Origin of the sequence: Bacillus sp. 1735sda2, from assembly GCF_024159245.1 — a bacterium.
GTDB lineage: Bacteria > Bacillota > Bacilli > Bacillales > Bacillaceae > Bacillus > Bacillus pumilus_O.
Genome location: NZ_JAMYWZ010000001.1, coordinates 2,366,646 through 2,382,349, shown reverse-complemented (window position 1 = coordinate 2,382,349; position 15,704 = coordinate 2,366,646). Strand labels below are relative to the sequence as shown.

General features: G+C 42.2%; 18 protein-coding genes and 2 riboswitches. Of the genes, 11 read left to right on the top strand and 7 right to left on the bottom strand.

The features are described from left to right. Positions 1-44: 44 nt before the first annotated feature. The 4 genes from sinR to NKR21_RS12305 form a co-directional block, all read right to left on the bottom strand. Positions 45-380, bottom strand: coding sequence for a transcriptional regulator SinR (gene sinR, locus NKR21_RS12320; protein ID WP_012010555.1), 336 nt, complete (start codon positions 378-380; stop codon positions 45-47). 33 nt (positions 381-413) lie between these two features. Next, the gene (locus tag NKR21_RS12315; protein WP_003217357.1) at positions 414-578 is read right to left on the bottom strand and encodes an anti-repressor SinI family protein; all 165 of its coding nucleotides are present in this window, start codon (positions 576-578) and stop codon (positions 414-416) included. Between the two features lie 182 nt (positions 579-760). Beyond that, positions 761-1,558: a YqhG family protein gene (locus NKR21_RS12310; protein WP_144457687.1), complete on the bottom strand. Its 798-nt coding sequence runs from the start codon at positions 1,556-1,558 to the stop codon at positions 761-763. A gap of 14 nt (positions 1,559-1,572) precedes the next feature. Next, complete coding sequence (locus tag NKR21_RS12305; protein WP_012010553.1) at positions 1,573-3,243, bottom strand: DEAD/DEAH box helicase; 1,671 nt, start codon at positions 3,241-3,243, stop codon at positions 1,573-1,575. 250 nt (positions 3,244-3,493) lie between these two features. Beyond that, positions 3,494-3,601: riboswitch (glycine riboswitch) on the top strand. Positions 3,602-3,604: 3 nt separating this feature from the next. Next, a riboswitch (glycine riboswitch) is annotated at positions 3,605-3,700 on the top strand. Between the two features lie 104 nt (positions 3,701-3,804). On the opposite strand from NKR21_RS12305, the gene gcvT reads away from it, so the two are divergent. Genes gcvT through gcvPB form a run of 3 tightly spaced genes read left to right on the top strand, consistent with a single transcriptional unit; the run spans position 3,805 to position 7,715 of the window. Then, positions 3,805-4,902 carry a glycine cleavage system aminomethyltransferase GcvT gene (gcvT, locus tag NKR21_RS12300; protein ID WP_144457689.1) on the top strand — a complete coding sequence of 366 codons (1,098 nt, stop codon included), beginning with the start codon at positions 3,805-3,807 and terminating at the stop codon, positions 4,900-4,902. Between the two features lie 16 nt (positions 4,903-4,918). Continuing rightward, the gene (gene gcvPA / locus NKR21_RS12295) at positions 4,919-6,265 is read left to right on the top strand and encodes an aminomethyl-transferring glycine dehydrogenase subunit GcvPA (RefSeq protein WP_144457691.1); all 1,347 of its coding nucleotides are present in this window, start codon (positions 4,919-4,921) and stop codon (positions 6,263-6,265) included. Continuing rightward, positions 6,258-7,715, top strand: coding sequence for an aminomethyl-transferring glycine dehydrogenase subunit GcvPB (gene gcvPB, locus NKR21_RS12290; protein ID WP_144457694.1), 1,458 nt, complete (start codon positions 6,258-6,260; stop codon positions 7,713-7,715). Before gcvPA ends, gcvPB begins: the two co-directional genes overlap by 8 nt. Positions 7,716-7,758: 43 nt before the next feature. Here gcvPB and NKR21_RS12285 read toward each other — a convergent pair whose 3' ends face one another. Further along, the gene (locus NKR21_RS12285; RefSeq protein ID WP_041816283.1) at positions 7,759-8,139 is read right to left on the bottom strand and encodes a rhodanese-like domain-containing protein; all 381 of its coding nucleotides are present in this window, start codon (positions 8,137-8,139) and stop codon (positions 7,759-7,761) included. A 220-nt stretch (positions 8,140-8,359) separates the two neighbouring features. On the opposite strand from NKR21_RS12285, the gene NKR21_RS12280 reads away from it, so the two are divergent. The 3 genes from NKR21_RS12280 (at position 8,360) to NKR21_RS12270 (ending at position 10,696) form a co-directional block, all read left to right on the top strand. Next, positions 8,360-9,196 (top strand): lipoate--protein ligase family protein, encoded by an 837-nt coding sequence (locus NKR21_RS12280; protein ID WP_003216009.1) that lies wholly within the window; start codon positions 8,360-8,362, stop codon positions 9,194-9,196. A gap of 86 nt (positions 9,197-9,282) precedes the next feature. Further along, on the top strand, positions 9,283-9,717 hold the full coding sequence (gene mntR / locus NKR21_RS12275; RefSeq protein ID WP_012010548.1) for a transcriptional regulator MntR: 435 nt from the start codon (positions 9,283-9,285) through the stop codon (positions 9,715-9,717). A 103-nt stretch (positions 9,718-9,820) separates the two neighbouring features. Beyond that, positions 9,821-10,696, top strand: coding sequence for a patatin-like phospholipase family protein (locus NKR21_RS12270; protein WP_012010547.1), 876 nt, complete (start codon positions 9,821-9,823; stop codon positions 10,694-10,696). Here the strand turns inward: NKR21_RS12270 and NKR21_RS12265 are convergent. Beyond that, positions 10,693-11,088, bottom strand: a complete 396-nt coding sequence (locus NKR21_RS12265; protein WP_012010546.1) for an SA1362 family protein — start codon at positions 11,086-11,088, stop codon at positions 10,693-10,695. The genes NKR21_RS12270 and NKR21_RS12265 overlap by 4 nt on opposite strands. Before the next feature lie 38 nt (positions 11,089-11,126). After that, positions 11,127-12,083 (bottom strand): DUF1385 domain-containing protein, encoded by a 957-nt coding sequence (locus NKR21_RS12260; protein ID WP_012010545.1) that lies wholly within the window; start codon positions 12,081-12,083, stop codon positions 11,127-11,129. Between the two features lie 222 nt (positions 12,084-12,305). Between NKR21_RS12260 and NKR21_RS12255 the strand changes: the two genes are divergently transcribed. The 5 genes from NKR21_RS12255 (at position 12,306) to NKR21_RS12235 (ending at position 15,687) form a co-directional block, all read left to right on the top strand. Further along, complete coding sequence (locus NKR21_RS12255) at positions 12,306-12,833, top strand: YqhR family membrane protein (protein ID WP_012010544.1); 528 nt, start codon at positions 12,306-12,308, stop codon at positions 12,831-12,833. 108 nt (positions 12,834-12,941) lie between these two features. Further along, positions 12,942-13,385: a type II 3-dehydroquinate dehydratase gene (gene aroQ / locus NKR21_RS12250; protein ID WP_012010543.1), complete on the top strand. Its 444-nt coding sequence runs from the start codon at positions 12,942-12,944 to the stop codon at positions 13,383-13,385. Next, positions 13,382-14,443: a M24 family metallopeptidase gene (locus NKR21_RS12245; protein WP_088000339.1), complete on the top strand. Its 1,062-nt coding sequence runs from the start codon at positions 13,382-13,384 to the stop codon at positions 14,441-14,443. The genes aroQ and NKR21_RS12245 overlap by 4 nt, the downstream gene beginning before the upstream one ends. Before the next feature lie 25 nt (positions 14,444-14,468). After that, positions 14,469-15,026: an elongation factor P gene (gene efp, locus NKR21_RS12240; RefSeq protein ID WP_012010541.1), complete on the top strand. Its 558-nt coding sequence runs from the start codon at positions 14,469-14,471 to the stop codon at positions 15,024-15,026. A 379-nt stretch (positions 15,027-15,405) separates the two neighbouring features. After that, on the top strand, positions 15,406-15,687 hold the full coding sequence (locus tag NKR21_RS12235) for a YqhV family protein (RefSeq protein ID WP_144457696.1): 282 nt from the start codon (positions 15,406-15,408) through the stop codon (positions 15,685-15,687). The last annotated feature ends 17 nt before the right edge of the window (positions 15,688-15,704 follow it).

Below are 15,704 nucleotides of genomic sequence, written 5' to 3'. Positions count from 1 at the left end.
AGTTCTGCATAGCAATTGGAGGAGTATGCGCTAAAATGTGCGCTTTACTCCTCTTCTTGCTTTTTTCTCCAGATTTGATAATCTAAAAATTCACGAAATTGCTTTTTCGAAACCCCTGATGTCATTGCATCTCGAACTAGTTTTTCCCATTCACTATCTAATTGACCATCGTATTCGGTTTCATCTTTTTCGTGTAACAGTGTATGAACCGAGACGTCCAGAACAGCGGAGACTTTTTCAAGAAATTGAATGGAGGGGTTTGTTTGCAAGTTTCTTTCTATTGAGCTTAAATAAGACTTCGCTACCCCAGCCTTTTCGGCCAGTTCTGATAGTGAGTAGCCTTTTTCATTGCGGTATTGTTTAATACGCTGGCCAATCAATGTCATCACCTTCCTTTCGATATTATAGCACATTCAGAAAGGTTTGATAGAATGACTTCTTACCAGAGGGTGAGACTCAGAGGACTTTTCACTTGATTTGAGGAATTGACGGACTTCTTCAACTGTTAGCCCTGCTTTACGAGCTTCAAGTAATAATTGAACCCATTCACTGTCTAATATGTTCGTTTTCTTTTCCATACAAATACCCTCCTAAAATACTGAATCATGTATTTCAGGCACTTAACGCATGAAATGGAAAGACACAGGTGGTAAGACCTCATAGTTTGCTTGCGTCATTTTTCCGCCCAATACAAACAGACAAACGTTGCTTTTGGCTGATCGAAAATTGCACGTCACATGAAAGGGAGGGGACCTATAGGTCAGCCTCCTCTTTTTTGCTGTAAGTAAAAAAGTCCGCCATTTTCAATCGTAAGACTGATTTTTGGTTTATATAAAGTTTTGAGTGCTTGTCTTTCTATTTCATATTCTACAGACGTGTCTGAAGTCCCTTCATAAAATTGGTTTAAAAGTTCAGTGTCTTCTTTCCATTTTTGAACAGCTCTTACCGCCCAATCATCTGGTTCTTCATGGGCGTAATGCTCCATTAAACTGTAGAGCCGTTTGACTCCGCTTTCTGGCTTAATCATCGTACTCATCGTAAAGCAATAATCGGGAATTTGAGATGACAGCTCACGGGTTTCCAGCTTTTCTTGAAATTGTTCAACGACTTCTCCGCGTATTAGATGAAGTCCTAGTGACAAAAGCTTATCCTTCTTTCGATCTGCGAGATAAGAAATTTTCACATTGAGACCAAGCCAAGGCTCGAGTGCAATCTGATTCTTCATGAGCGGAGTGACTTGTTCATAGAGACGGATAAATCGGCCCTGCTGTTTGACAGCTTCAAAAATTTGAAATAAGCGAGGGGAGCCAAAGTGGATAAATTCACCCTCAATCGTATCGCCCACTTTTTTTTGATCGGTGATGAGGGTCAATTGCCGCGGCTCCGGAACTCCACCAGTTTTTTCAAGCCAGTGCCAATAAAAAGGGCGGTTCATAATTAATTTGTCCATCTCGATGGTCAGTTGTACGGTCATATGACCTGTACTTTCTTCTAGTATGTCGCATTGATTTGCCTGAAAGAAACGGTGAAGAAAGGTATGTATGTCACGCTGCTCCATTGGTCAACTCTCCTTTATGAGCCTTGCTGTCTTTTTTCTAAAAGGGGTGTTTTGGCTTCTGTTAAATAGGAAGCAAACTGGGTTAATTTCTTTTTCATGTCACCGTCTGATTCGTGCTGAAAAAGAATCTGATGCAGCTTTGTTTCGGCATCTTTGATATCGATTCGCGTTAAAATATCATCTAGATCGCCAATGACGTTTTCGAACAGTTGAATTTTTTCGTATAAAAGTTTTAAGATGTGTTCCTCAACGGTACCGTTTGTTGCCATGTTGTAAATATGGACATCCCGTTCTTGTCCAAGGCGGTGGATACGCCCAATCCGCTGTTCTAGACGCATCGGGTTCCACGGAAGATCGTAGTTGATGATTTGATTACAAAACTGAAGATTGATTCCTTCGCCGCCTGCTTCTGTAGCAATTAACACTTGTGCCCGTTCTCTAAATAAATCTTTCATCCAATCCTTTTTGCCCCGTTTAAAGCCGCCACGAAAAGGAACGGAGCTGATGCCATTTTGCTGAAGAAACCATTGTAAATAAATTTGTGTCGCGCGATATTCGGTGAAAATAATGACCTTTTCATTTAACTGTTGAATAAGCTTGACGACTTCAAGCGCCTTTGTGTTTTGCTGCACTTCATTGATTTTCTCCATAATTTGCGCTATTGCAGAGGATCCAAGGATATGTTTTTCATCTTCCTGCATTTTTTTAATTGTCATATAGACCGCCTCGCGGCTTGAACAGCATTCCCGTTCCAAAGTCATGATGGAAAACATGTGTTTAGTATAGGACGGGTTCTCTTTCAGTTTACAGATTTCATCATATAATGCTTGTTCCGTTGGAGAGAAATCAATGGAAATCGTTTTGACATGCCGCTTTGTCCACTCGATGCCTGTGTCTTGTCTTCGGTTACGAATCATCACTTTATTCACTAGCTGTTTTAAACGGTCATGGTCTTCTAGCTGTAAATCCTTTTTGGCAAAGACATCTTTAAACTGATGTTCATTCCCTAGGTGACCTGGCTTCAGAAGGGAGACAAGATTAAATATTTCTCCAATACGGTTTTGGATAGGCGTCGCTGTCAGCAACAAGCAAAATTTCTTATTTAGATTTCTCACAAATTCATAGTTTTTCGTTTTATTGTTTTTCAGTTTGTGTGCTTCATCAATAATGACCATATCGTAGGCAATGGATAAAATAGTGTCTCGGTGCGGCTGTCTTTTGGCTGTATCAATGGAGGAAACCACGACGTCACACTGCTCCCACACGTAGCTCTTTTTTTGTTCGACAGCATCAATATAAAATTTTGTCCGCAGCTCCTGTACCCATTGAGATACGAGAGAGGCGGGGACGAGTATGAGAATTTTCTTGGCAAGTCCACGAATCATATATTCTTTGATAATCAGTCCTGCTTCTACGGTTTTTCCAAGTCCCACTTCATCTGCTAAAATGGCTTTTCCGTTCATCTCTTCTACGACTCTTCTGGCTACTTCAAGCTGATGTTTTAAAGGCGTGAATGCAGGTAGATGGGCAGGAGCTTGCAGTCCTTCAAATGAATCAATGGCTGTGATTTTTTGGATCTGCGCTGCTAAACGGTACATTTCCCAGTTTGCCCAGGGGCCGTCTGCTGCTAGCCGCTGCTGAAATTCACTTGCCCAATCCTGATCAAAAATCGTTTGAATATTCAATATGGTCGCCTGCCTTTCTAGTAGGTTGAGGATAAAATTGTTCTGTATTTAAACGCTTCATTTTTTAAGAGGTCTTGAAAAGACTAGATATTTGAATAAAAGCGAACGATAATGAATGGTTTTTTAAGAAATGTTAATGATTTTTCTATTGCTCTTCATCCGTTTCTAATGGTAGGATGTTGGTAAGTGATCTAGAAAATAAGTCACCCATTTTGATAGTATGTCCAATAAATGTGAAGAATATGAGCGGATGATGGTATGGGGAGAGACTTGGCGGTTATTTAGCACTGGCAGGCGCCGAAGGAGCAAGCTGAATCGTTTCAGTGAATCTCTCAGGCAAAAGTACTCTTACCGGACGCAACTCTGGAGAGTGTTTGCTCATCGTTTTTTAGCAAACCACCAAAGGGGAAAACGCACAATGATGTTGTGCTGTAAACTTTCAGGTGCAAGGACAGAGACTTCTTTTTGATAAAAGGGAGCGCTCTGTCCTTTTTTGCTGTGATTTTTTTCTGAAAATTCAGCTTGTGATCTGCACTGAAAGAAAAAAGGGGGAAACGATTGATGTTGAAACGAACACCGCTTTTTCATGCGTATGAAACGTTTGGCGCAAAAACCATTGACTTCGGGGGCTGGGAATTACCTGTCCAATTTTCTTCCATTAAAGAAGAGCACGAAGCTGTTCGAACAAATGCAGGGCTTTTTGATGTGTCTCACATGGGTGAGGTGGAAATCAAAGGTCAAGACGCCCTTCCTTTTTTACAAAGGTTATTAACAAATGATGTGTCTAAGCTGACAGACGGTAAGGCACTATATACAGCCATGTGCTATGAAGATGGCGGGACAGTGGATGATCTGCTCGTCTACCAAAAAGAAAAGAACGATTATTTGCTTGTTATTAATGCATCTAATATCGAAAAAGATGTGGAATGGCTGCTTCAGCACCAAGGTGAGAATGACGTATTGATCCAAAATGTCTCGGATGAAATCGCCTTGCTTGCCCTTCAAGGACCTCTTGCTGCCGACATCATGAAAGATGTAGCGGATGAAGAAGTGACATCGCTCAAGCCATTTACATTTTTATCAAAAGCTGAAGTTGCTCAAAAAGAGGTGCTTGTTTCAAGAACGGGCTACACTGGAGAAGACGGCTTTGAAATTTACTGCCAGTCAGAAGATGCGGTCCATATTTGGTCGGCTTTATTAAAAGTTGGCGCACCAAAAGGGTTAATACCGTGTGGGCTTGGTACACGAGACACCTTGAGATTTGAAGCAAGACTTCCGCTTTATGGCCAGGAGCTGACAAAGGAAATCTCTCCATTAGAAGGCGGAATTGGCTTTGCGGTCAAAACGGATAAAGAAGCCAATTTTATTGGCAAAGAAGCGCTCAAGAAGCAAAAAGAAGAAGGGCCGAAGCGAAAGCTTGTCGGCATTGAAATGATAGATAAAGGGATTCCGCGCACAGACTATCCGGTCTTTTCAGGAGAAAAGCAGATTGGCGTAGTCACAACGGGCACACAATCCCCAACATTAAAGAAAAATGTCGGGCTTGCTTTAATCGAATCTTCTCAGGCGCAGCTTGGAACAGTGGTAGAAGTACAAGTTCGCAAAAAACGTCTAAAAGCGAAAATCGTCGCAACACCATTTTATAAAAGAGCCAAATAACGAGGGGGAATAGAGGATGAAGCATAGGTATTTGCCGCAAACCGAGCAAGATCAAAAAGAAATGCTGGATGTCATCGGCGTTCAGTCGATTGATGAGCTTTTTTCAGATATCCCAGAAAAAGTGAGATTTAAAGGAGCATATAACATTAAACCAGCCGCATCTGAAACAGAGCTTGTAAGGGAATTATCCCAACTAGCTGCAAAGAATAAAGATACGGTTTCCTATGCATCGTTTCTTGGTGCCGGTGTATATGATCATTACCAGCCTGTCATTGTAGATCATGTCATCTCGCGTTCTGAATTTTATACAGCATACACACCCTATCAGCCGGAGATCTCGCAAGGTGAATTACAAGCCATTTTTGAATTTCAAACAATGATTGCTGAACTGACGGGTATGGACCTTGCTAACTCCTCGATGTACGATGGCGGGACAGCATTAGCTGAAGCGGCGATGCTAGCTGCTGGACATACAAAAAAGAAAAAAGTCGTTGTGTCTGAAACGGTTCATCCTGAAGCAAGAGCCGTGCTAAAAACATACGCCAAAGGACAGCACATAGAAGTTGTTGAAGTGCCTGCGAAAAAAGGACAGACGGACTTAGCGGCATTAGAAAAAGCTGTCTGCGACGAGACAGCAGCCGTTCTTGTGCAATATCCAAACTTTTTTGGTGTCGTCGAACCGTTAAAAGACATCGAACCTATTGCACATAAAGGAAAAAGTCTGTTCGTTGTCTCTAGTAATCCGCTTGCACTCGGGTTACTGACGCCGCCAGGAAAACTTGGAGCAGACATTGTCGTTGGTGATGCACAGCCATTTGGCATTCCAGCAGCGTTTGGCGGGCCACATTGCGGATATTTTGCTGTGACGAAAAAGTTGATGCGCAAAGTGCCAGGTCGTTTAGTCGGGCAGACAGAAGACGAAAATGGTGTTCGTGGGTTTGTATTAACCCTTCAAGCGCGTGAGCAGCATATTCGAAGAGATAAAGCGACGTCTAATATTTGTTCGAATCAGGCATTAAATGCATTAGCCGCTTCCGTTGCCATGACAGCACTCGGAAAAACAGGCATCAAAGACATTGCCTATCAAAATGTACAAAAGGCCCATTATGCGAAGACGCAGGCAGAAGCATATGGACTGCTTGCTGATGTAGAAGGGGCCCATTTCAATGAATTTGTCATCAAATTACAAGAACCGGTACAAGAAGCCAATAAACGATTACTAGAAAAAGGAATCATCGGCGGCTACGACTTAGGGAGAGACTACCCAGCGCTTCAACATCACATGCTTGTCGCCGTGACAGAGTTAAGAACAAAAGAAGAAATTGATACGTTCATTAAGGAATTGGGGGATCGCCATGAATAAACAGGATCAGCCGCTTATTTTTGAATTATCCAAAGAAGGAAGAATTGGTTATAGCCTGCCTGATTTAGATGTACCTGAACAGGAGATCCCGTCCTTATTTGATGAGACGTACATCCGTCATGAGGATGCTGAGCTTCCAGAAGTATCTGAGCTTGATATTATGCGTCATTATACAGCATTATCAAGACGTAATCATGGGGTCGATTCCGGATTTTATCCTCTTGGCTCTTGTACGATGAAATATAATCCAAAGATTAATGAAAAGGTTGCACGCCTTGCAGGCTTCGCGCAAGTCCATCCACTACAAGAGGCAGACACTGTGCAGGGAGCATTAGAATTGCTATATGACCTAGGTGATCATCTGGAAGAAATCACGGGGATGGATGCTGTGACATTACAGCCAGCGGCAGGAGCACACGGTGAATGGACAGGACTCATGATGATCCGTGCGTACCATGAAGCAAGAGGGGACCATAAGCGAACAAAAGTCATTGTGCCAGATTCTGCCCATGGAACGAACCCGGCATCTGCGACAGTGGCTGGATTTGAAACCATTACCGTTGCATCTGATGAGAATGGGCTTGTTGATTTAGAGGACCTGCGCCGTGTTGTTAACGAAGAAACTGCTGCTTTAATGCTGACGAATCCGAATACACTCGGCCTATTTGAAGAAAATATTTTAGAAATGGCTGAAATCGTTCATGGAGCTGGCGGCAAGCTTTATTATGACGGAGCCAACTTGAATGCTGTTTTGAGCAGAGCAAGACCGGGGGATATGGGCTTTGACGTTGTTCATTTAAATCTTCATAAAACCTTTACAGGTCCGCATGGAGGCGGTGGTCCTGGTTCAGGTCCTGTAGGCGTAAAAAAGGATTTAATTCCGTACTTGCCAAAGCCGGTGCTTGTGAAGAAAGAAGGTCGCTTTTATTTCGATGATGATCGACCAAAATCAATTGGCCGCGTGAAGCCGTTCTATGGTAACTTCGGCATTAACGTCAGAGCATATGCGTATATTCGCTCTATGGGTCCAGATGGCTTAAAGGCTGTAACTGATAATGCTGTGTTAAATGCGAACTATATGATGCGCCGCTTAAGCACTCATTTCGATTTGCCATTTGACCGGCACTGTAAGCATGAATTTGTCCTTTCAGGTAAACGTCAGAAAAAATTAGGTGTGCGCACACTCGATATTGCCAAACGATTGCTTGATTTTGGCTATCATCCACCAACGATCTACTTCCCGCTCAATGTAGAGGAATGCATCATGATTGAACCAACTGAAACAGAATCAAAAGAAACTCTTGATGCCTTCATCGAAGCGATGATTCAGATTGCCAAAGAAGCAGAAGAGAATCCAGAAGTGGTGCAGGAAGCGCCGCATACGACGGTCGTCAAACGAATGGACGAAACAAAGGCCGCGCGAAATCCAGTTCTCGTTTTTGAAAGATAAAGAAAAAAGACTCATGGGGATCATGCTCCCAGAGTCTTTTTTGTTAGTTCTTCGTTTTGATGCGGCCGCCCCATTTTTTAAAGCCGCCTTTTAAATTATAAATCTCACGACAGCCGTTTTTACGTAAAGTTTGCGCTGCTTTTCCGCTTCTCAAATTGTTTTGGCAATAGAGATATACAGGCTTGTCAGGACGAATTTCATTTTTGCGCTGTTTAAGCTGGGAAAGGGGGATGTTTCTTGCCCCTAAAATATGTCCGCCATCAAACTCATTTGGCTCTCTCACATCAATGAGCTGGGCTTTGCGGTAACCTTTAATAAATTCTGCTTCCGTCAGCGTTTTCATAATACGCTGCTGATAAATGTAGCTGCCGACAGAATAAAGAACGAAAAGTCCACAAAGTGAGAGGACGATATAGTTGAACATTGACAATACAACTCGACTCCTTCTTGAGCATCAGCACAGTGGCCTGTCTGATGGTACGTTTTAGACAAATACTATTATAGTAAAGCAAAAGAAACTTGTCATCATAAATGGTAAGAATTATTTTCAATTCGTTCCCTATTTGATAGACTGATGAAGAGAGAAAATCGGTGGCCATCACCATCATCTAACATTGACTACGTAAAAGAGAAGGGATTTTTATATGCAAAAAGAGAAATGGTGTTTCATTGATACAGGAAATCAAGACCCTGCCTTTAACATGGCAATGGATGAAGCCTTGCTTTATTGGCATAGTGAGAAGTTGATCCCACCTGTTATCCGTTTTTATGGATGGAATCCGGCGACATTGTCTGTTGGGTATTTTCAGCATGTTGAAAAAGAAATCAACATGGAAGCAGTCGAGCGCTATGGTCTTGGATTTGTCCGCAGACCGACTGGAGGGCGGGGGGTTCTTCATGATCAGGAGCTGACCTATAGCGTGATTGTATCAGAGGAACATCCAGAAATGCCAGCGACAGTGACAGAGGCATACCGCGTCATTTCAGAAGGCATTTTAGAAGGTTTTAAAGAACTGGGACTCGATGCGTATTTTGCCATTCCTCGTACAGATAAAGAAAAAGAAAGCTTAAAAAATCCAAGATCGTCTGTATGCTTTGATGCCCCTTCATGGTACGAACTTGTCGTAGAAGGTAGAAAGGTAGCAGGCAGTGCTCAAACAAGACAAAAAGGAGTGATCCTCCAGCACGGCTCCATCTTAATTGACCTTGATGAGGACAAACTGTTCGATTTATTTCTTTATCCAAACGACCGTGTGAGAGAGCGGATGCAGAGAAGCTTTAAAAACAAAGCGGTCGCCATCAATGAAATCTCAGACCGAACTTGTACAATAGACGATGCGCGAGTGGCGTTTAAACGAGGATTTGAAAAAGGATTAAATATTGAGCTTGTGCCTTATGAGCTCACAGATGAAGAATTAGCATTTGTCCATCATCTTGCCAAAACGAAATATGCCTCAGACGAGTGGAATTACAAGCGTTAAAGACAAAGGACACTCCTTGTTTTTTAATGGGCGATGGTGTAGAATTGTTATGATTATTAAGTAAAGGTGCATTATGGAGGGGTTTTATGACTACACCTAGTATGGAAGATTACATTGAACAAATTTATATGCTGATAGAAGAAAAAGGATATGCTAGAGTCTCTGATATTGCAGAAGCACTCGCTGTCCATCCCTCCTCTGTAACAAAAATGGTTCAGAAGCTAGATAAAGATGAATACCTCATTTATGAGAAGTATCGTGGTCTAATTTTAACCCCGAAAGGCAAAAAAATTGGAAAACGTCTCGTATACAGACATGAACTGCTAGAGCAATTTTTAAGAATCATTGGTGTAGATGAAGAGAAAATCTATGATGATGTAGAAGGCATTGAACATCATCTCAGCTGGAACAGCATTGACCGCATCGGCGATCTCGTTCAATTCTTTGAAGAAAGTGACGAGCGATCTGTTCAGCTGAAAGCGATTCAAAAGAAAAACGAACAAACAAATCAAGAATCTTAAGAAAAAGGACACCCTCAGCATGGGTGTCCTTTTTGATTAAAGTTCTAATTGAAAGCATATGCTCTTACACTATTAATAGCGTGATATCAAAGGGGGCTCCTTGATGAAGATAGATGGTGTGTTCTCAGGTGGAGGCATTAAAGGGGCAGCACTTGCGGGTGCCTATGAAGCGCTTGAAGCGAGAGGATATCAGTTTGTCCGCCTTGCTGGTACAAGTGCTGGAGCGATCATTGCTTCACTCATCGCAGCAGGCTTTTCAAGTCAGGAGATTCGGGAGCTGTTAGATGAAATGGATGAACATCACTTGCTTGACAGGAGATGTCAATTCATTCCATTTAAAATGATTCGGTGGATCTCCATTTACTGGCGCCTCGGTCTGTACAAAGGGGACCGGCTGGAAAAATGGCTGACGGATGTGTTGAAACGAAAGGGGGTCACCGTATTTGGGGATCTCAAAAAAGATTCACTGAAAATTGTTGCCTCTGATTTAACAAATGGGAAAATCCTCGTTTTGCCAGACGACCTTCCTTCATACGGCTTAAATCCAGAGCGTTTCTCTGTTGCCAGGGCAATCCGGATGAGTTGCAGTCTGCCGTATTTTTTCGAGCCTGTCAAACTAAAGTCATCAAAAGGCATTTGTACCATTGTGGATGGAGGCGTGCTGAGCAACTTTCCAATTTGGTTGTTTGCCGAAGAGAAAAAAAGACCATTCGTCGGTGTCACATTAACCCCAAACGAAAAAGAACGCCCTCAACACTCCATCCGCAATGCGTTTGAACTGTTTGGCGCTCTTTTTGAAACGATGCGTGGTGCTCATGACGAAAGGCATATTGCCACAAAACACGAACGTCATGTTATTTTTATTCCTGTAGAACACGTCATTGCCACTGATTTTCAGCTAATGGCAGAAAAGAAAAAGGCGCTCGTCGATCTAGGCAGACAGAAGGCCGAGCAATTTTTAAAAAGCTGGACATTTTAAAACAAGGCGCGATTCTTCTTTTTGTTTTTCTTGCCTTCAATCACAGTTAACTGTGTTTGGCTTTTCTTTTTGAGAAGGACGGGCTTAGACTTGTGGTCAGTCGGCACGCTTCGCAAATGAGTGACCCGATTTTTCATCTGGCTTTTCGTTTTTGGTTTAGGCTGCTGGTAGCGACGTTTTGATTGTTTGACTGCTTTACGATAAAGATTGCCCTCTGTTCCAGTTCTTCGATTCATCAGCCATCTAAATAGGAAAAACACAATCGCTCCAATGATCACAACTGATAGCAGCATTGTAAAAAGTCTGCCTGGATTCGTTGTGAGTAAATACACAAATCCCAAAACGCCTAAAGCGAAAATAATGGTAAAAGCAGGATGTACTCGGCGATTCATAACTGTCCACCTCCGAAGGAATTTACCGGATTTATAAGTTAGATCACTTGATGAGCAGAATCTGACGCTTGTTTTAGAGACGCTTCCTCTAAACGAAGAAGTTCATTAAAACTTGCAATGGCTACCTCGACTTGATCGTCAGAAGGTTCTTTTGTTGTAAGCAATTGCAGCCAAAGGCCAGGATAGCCAAGCACTTTCAGCACAGGCACTTCTCGGAGTTTGTTCGTAAGCTGAAGCACTTCAAATGAAATGCCTAGAACAACTGGAATGAGCGCCAAGCGATTCAGAACTCTCACCCATAAAGGATCTGTCGGTACGAGTAAATAGACGAACATTCCGACAATGACAGTGAATAAAATAAAGCTGCTACCGCATCGATAATGAAGGCGTGATTGTTTTTGGACATTTTCCACTGTGATGTCAAGATTCTGTTCATAGCAGTTTATGACTTTATGTTCTGCGCCATGATATTGAAATACCCTTTTAATTAAAGGGGTCATGGAAATAAAGTAAATATAGCCTAATAATAAGACCAGTTTAAAGAATGTTTCCACTGCGATTTGTGCAAAATTCCCTGAAAAGACGGGCCGCACAAGTTCGGCTAAAAAGACAGGTACTAGGGTAAAGACAAATTTACTAAAGAGAAGAGAGAGAACTCCGATCACAGCAATGCCGAAAATCATGGATAATTTCGAGCTTTTTTGTTCTTTTTCAAGAGTATGATCTTCTGAAGGATCTAAGTCATAGCGCTCGCTGGAGAAGTTCAAGTGCTTGCTGCCATTTGCGCTTGCTTCAACAAGTGCAGCAACACCCCTGACAAAAGGGATTTTCTTGAGAAAGGCGGTTCGTTTATTGGAAGTCCGGGGAAGCTTTAAAAACTCAATGGACTGATCCTTACGCCGAATCGCTGTCACATAGTTCTTTTTACCTCCAAACATGACACCTTCGACAACTGCTTGCCCTCCATATGCTGGAGGTTTTGTTTGATTGGACATATTTCATCAACCTGCCTGTTTCCTGTAATTTACATGCATTTCCTTATACCTTTATTGTACAGGAAATGAGGGGAAATCACTAGCTCACAGGTCGATTATCTACTAGAATTCTATCTACCTCTTTTTAGCCAGTATACCCTCTTATAAAAATTTTACACTCACGTATGGAAATCCTTTTTTTTATCACATTTTGGACATACTACTTGCTGGAGGTGTTCACAAATGAAACGTGATGAAAAGAAAAACCAAGAAGAGAAAAATCAGTCTGTACAAACATCATCGCTAGTTGCAAGAGCAGCTGCGACAGGCTTTGTTGGTGGTGTTTTTTGGGGGTTTATCGGGTTTCTGACCCATATGTTTCATTTCTCAGAGGTGAGTCCCAATATGCTTCTTCAGCCTTTTGTGCTCGGAGAGTGGAAAAAGGGCGGACTTGGTACTTTTATCAGCATTGTGCTTTTAGGGGTTTTATCGGTTGGAGCTGCCTTTATTTATTATGGGCTTTTGAAACGAATCAAAGGCTATTGGATGGGGCTAATATATGGCGCGATTTTATGGCTGCTCGTTTTTTACGTATTTAATCCGATTTTCCCAGATGTAAAGCAAGTCCAAGACTTACAGCAAAGCACCGTTGTCACGACATTTTGCCTATACATTTTATACGGTATGTTTGTCGGGTACAGTATTTCGTTTGAATATAATGAATTAACGAGCCAAAAGCTTGCGAGGGCACTCGGGAAAAAGACAGAATAAAGTGTAAATCACTTATTCATATGATAAAATATTTTTGGAAACGAAAGGTTTCTAAGGAAAAAGAAACAGATCTCGATATAGATTGAATTAGGGTGAAGGAGTGGTTGTATGCCTCATTTTCTTGTACTGAATGGGCCCAATTTAAATAGGCTTGGCAAAAGAGAGCCGGCTGTTTATGGAAGTAAGACGCTGACAGATTTAGAGACAGATTTGTTCCAGTTTGCAGAAAGAGCCAATATCCAGTTAACGTTCTTTCAATCGAATCATGAAGGAGATTTGATTGATGCACTCCACGAGGCAGAAGAACAGTACGATGGAGTCGTGTTTAACCCGGGGGCTTTTACACACTACAGCTATGCCCTAAGGGATGCTATTGCAAGTATTTCTTTATCCGTCGTTGAAGTACATATCTCAAACGTTCATAAGAGAGAGGAATTCCGCCATCATTCTGTACTTGCTCCAGTATGCCAAGGGCAAATCGTTGGTCTTGGTTTAGAAGGGTATAAATTGGCGATTCGTTATTTAGTGAGTGAAGGGGGAGCAGTATCATGAAACTTGAAAAGTTAAGAACACTATTATCTGATTTAGACATCGATGGTCTAGTCATTACGAGTAGCTTTAATTTACAGTACATGACCAGCTTTACTGGTTCAGCCGGTCTCGCCGTTGTTTCAAAGGACCGGGCAGCTTTTATCACGGACTTCCGTTATACAGAGCAAGCGAAGGACCAAGTAAAAGGCTTCGACATTATTGAACATAAAGGAAACATCGCAGAAACCGCGGCTCAAACAGCAAAGGAATTTGGGATCAAACGTCTTGGGTTTGAACAAAACCATATGACATTTGCCACGTACCAGCAGTATGCAGGTAAAGCAGGCGATATAGAGCTTGTTCCGGTCTCAGAATCAGTTGAAAAGTTGCGCTTGATTAAGTCTAGTGAAGAGATTAAGATATTAGAGGAAGCTGCGAAGATTGCAGATCACGCCTTTGATCATATTCTCACTTACATCAAGCCGGGCCTGACGGAAATTGCTGTCATGAACGAGCTTGAATTTTTCATGAGAAAAGAAGGCGCTGAAGGATCTTCATTCGATATGATTGTCGCCTCAGGTGTTCGTTCAAGCCTGCCGCACGGAAGAGCGAGTGAAAAGGTGATTGAATCTGGTGATTTAGTCACACTCGATTTCGGTGCTTACTATAAAGGGTATTGTTCTGATATGACAAGAACGATTGCTGTTGGCACACCGAGCGATAAGCTAAAGGAAATTTATCATATCGTATTAGAAGCAGAAAACGCTGGTGTGGATAGAATCAAGCCAGGCTTAACAGGAAAAGAAGCTGATCGCATCACACGTGACATCATTGAAAAGTATGGCTATGGTCAATACTTCGGGCATTCAACTGGCCACGGGCTAGGGATGGAAGTACATGAAGCGCCAGGCCTTTCCTCACGATCAGAGGTCGTCTTAGAAGAGGGAATGGTCGTGACAGTTGAGCCGGGAATTTACTTGCCAGATGTCGGCGGCGTGAGAATTGAGGATGATATAGTCCTGACAGCTGACGGCAATAAACGATTGACCCACTCACCGAAAGAACTTATCATATTATGATGGTGAAATGTAGGAGGATGACAAAATGATTTCAGTAAACGATTTTCGTACAGGCCTGACAATTGAAGTGGACGGCGGTATTTGGCGTGTAGTGGATTTCCAACACGTAAAGCCAGGGAAAGGCGCAGCGTTTGTTCGTTCGAAACTGCGTAACCTGCGTACTGGTGCTATTCAAGAAAAAACATTCCGTGCAGGCGAAAAAGTAGCGAAAGCTCAAATCGAAACAAAAACAATGCAATACTTGTATGCAAATGGCGACCAGCATGTCTTCATGGATACAAGTTCTTATGAGCAGCTTGAACTAAGTGAAACACAAATTAAAGATGAGCTGAAATATTTACTAGAAAATATGTCAGTTCAAATTGTAATGTACGGTGCTGAAACACTTGGAGTAGAACTACCAAACACGGTAGAACTAGAAGTAGTAGAAACAGAGCCTGGTATTAAAGGTGACACGACATCAGGCGGATCAAAACCTGCAAAAACAGAAACTGGTTTAATCGTCAACGTTCCTTTCTTTGTGAACCAAGGAGATAAACTAGTCATTAATACATCGGACGGTTCATACGTGTCAAGAGCGTAGGAACGAAGAAAGACTGTAAACCTTGTGTTTACAGTCTTCAGGTTGTTGACAAAGGGCTAAAATGATCTTTATTTTAGCCCTTTGTCTTCTTTACAGCGTGATAGAAAACCTTTGAAGTCTAGGAAGGACGAGCATCGGAGCGGAGCGAATTTTACATTCGTGAGCACCGAAGCGCAGACCTGACACCGAATGCGAGGGTTTGTCTACGCGCTGAGACTGTAAACCTTGTGTTTACAGTCTTTTTTTATTGTAAAACATGTAAGACTCCCCAAAAGATTAACCTTCTCTCAATTCTCTCATTCATCTTTTTTCCTTCCCGAAAAACAAGACTACTTCCAGCTAGACAAGCATATAGTGTAAAAAAAGCTGGAGGTTCTATATGAAACATTTTCTCCCGGGCATCCATCCATCAGTCGCTGCGATGGCAGGCATGAGGTTTTTATCGGCAGCGATTGAACTGACGGCCGCCATTCTCATTTTAGTCACAAATGACGTTCGAAAAGCGGTTGTCATCAATAGTATATTGGCGATCATTGGACCGCTCATTTTTATTATCACAATGACGATTGGAATCTATCAAATCGCAGGGCAGTTATCCTATGCCAAGCTCCTCTTTATTTTCATTGGTGTCGTCTTTATTCTTGTTGGGATTTATAAGTGAAACGGCTTGGCATAATT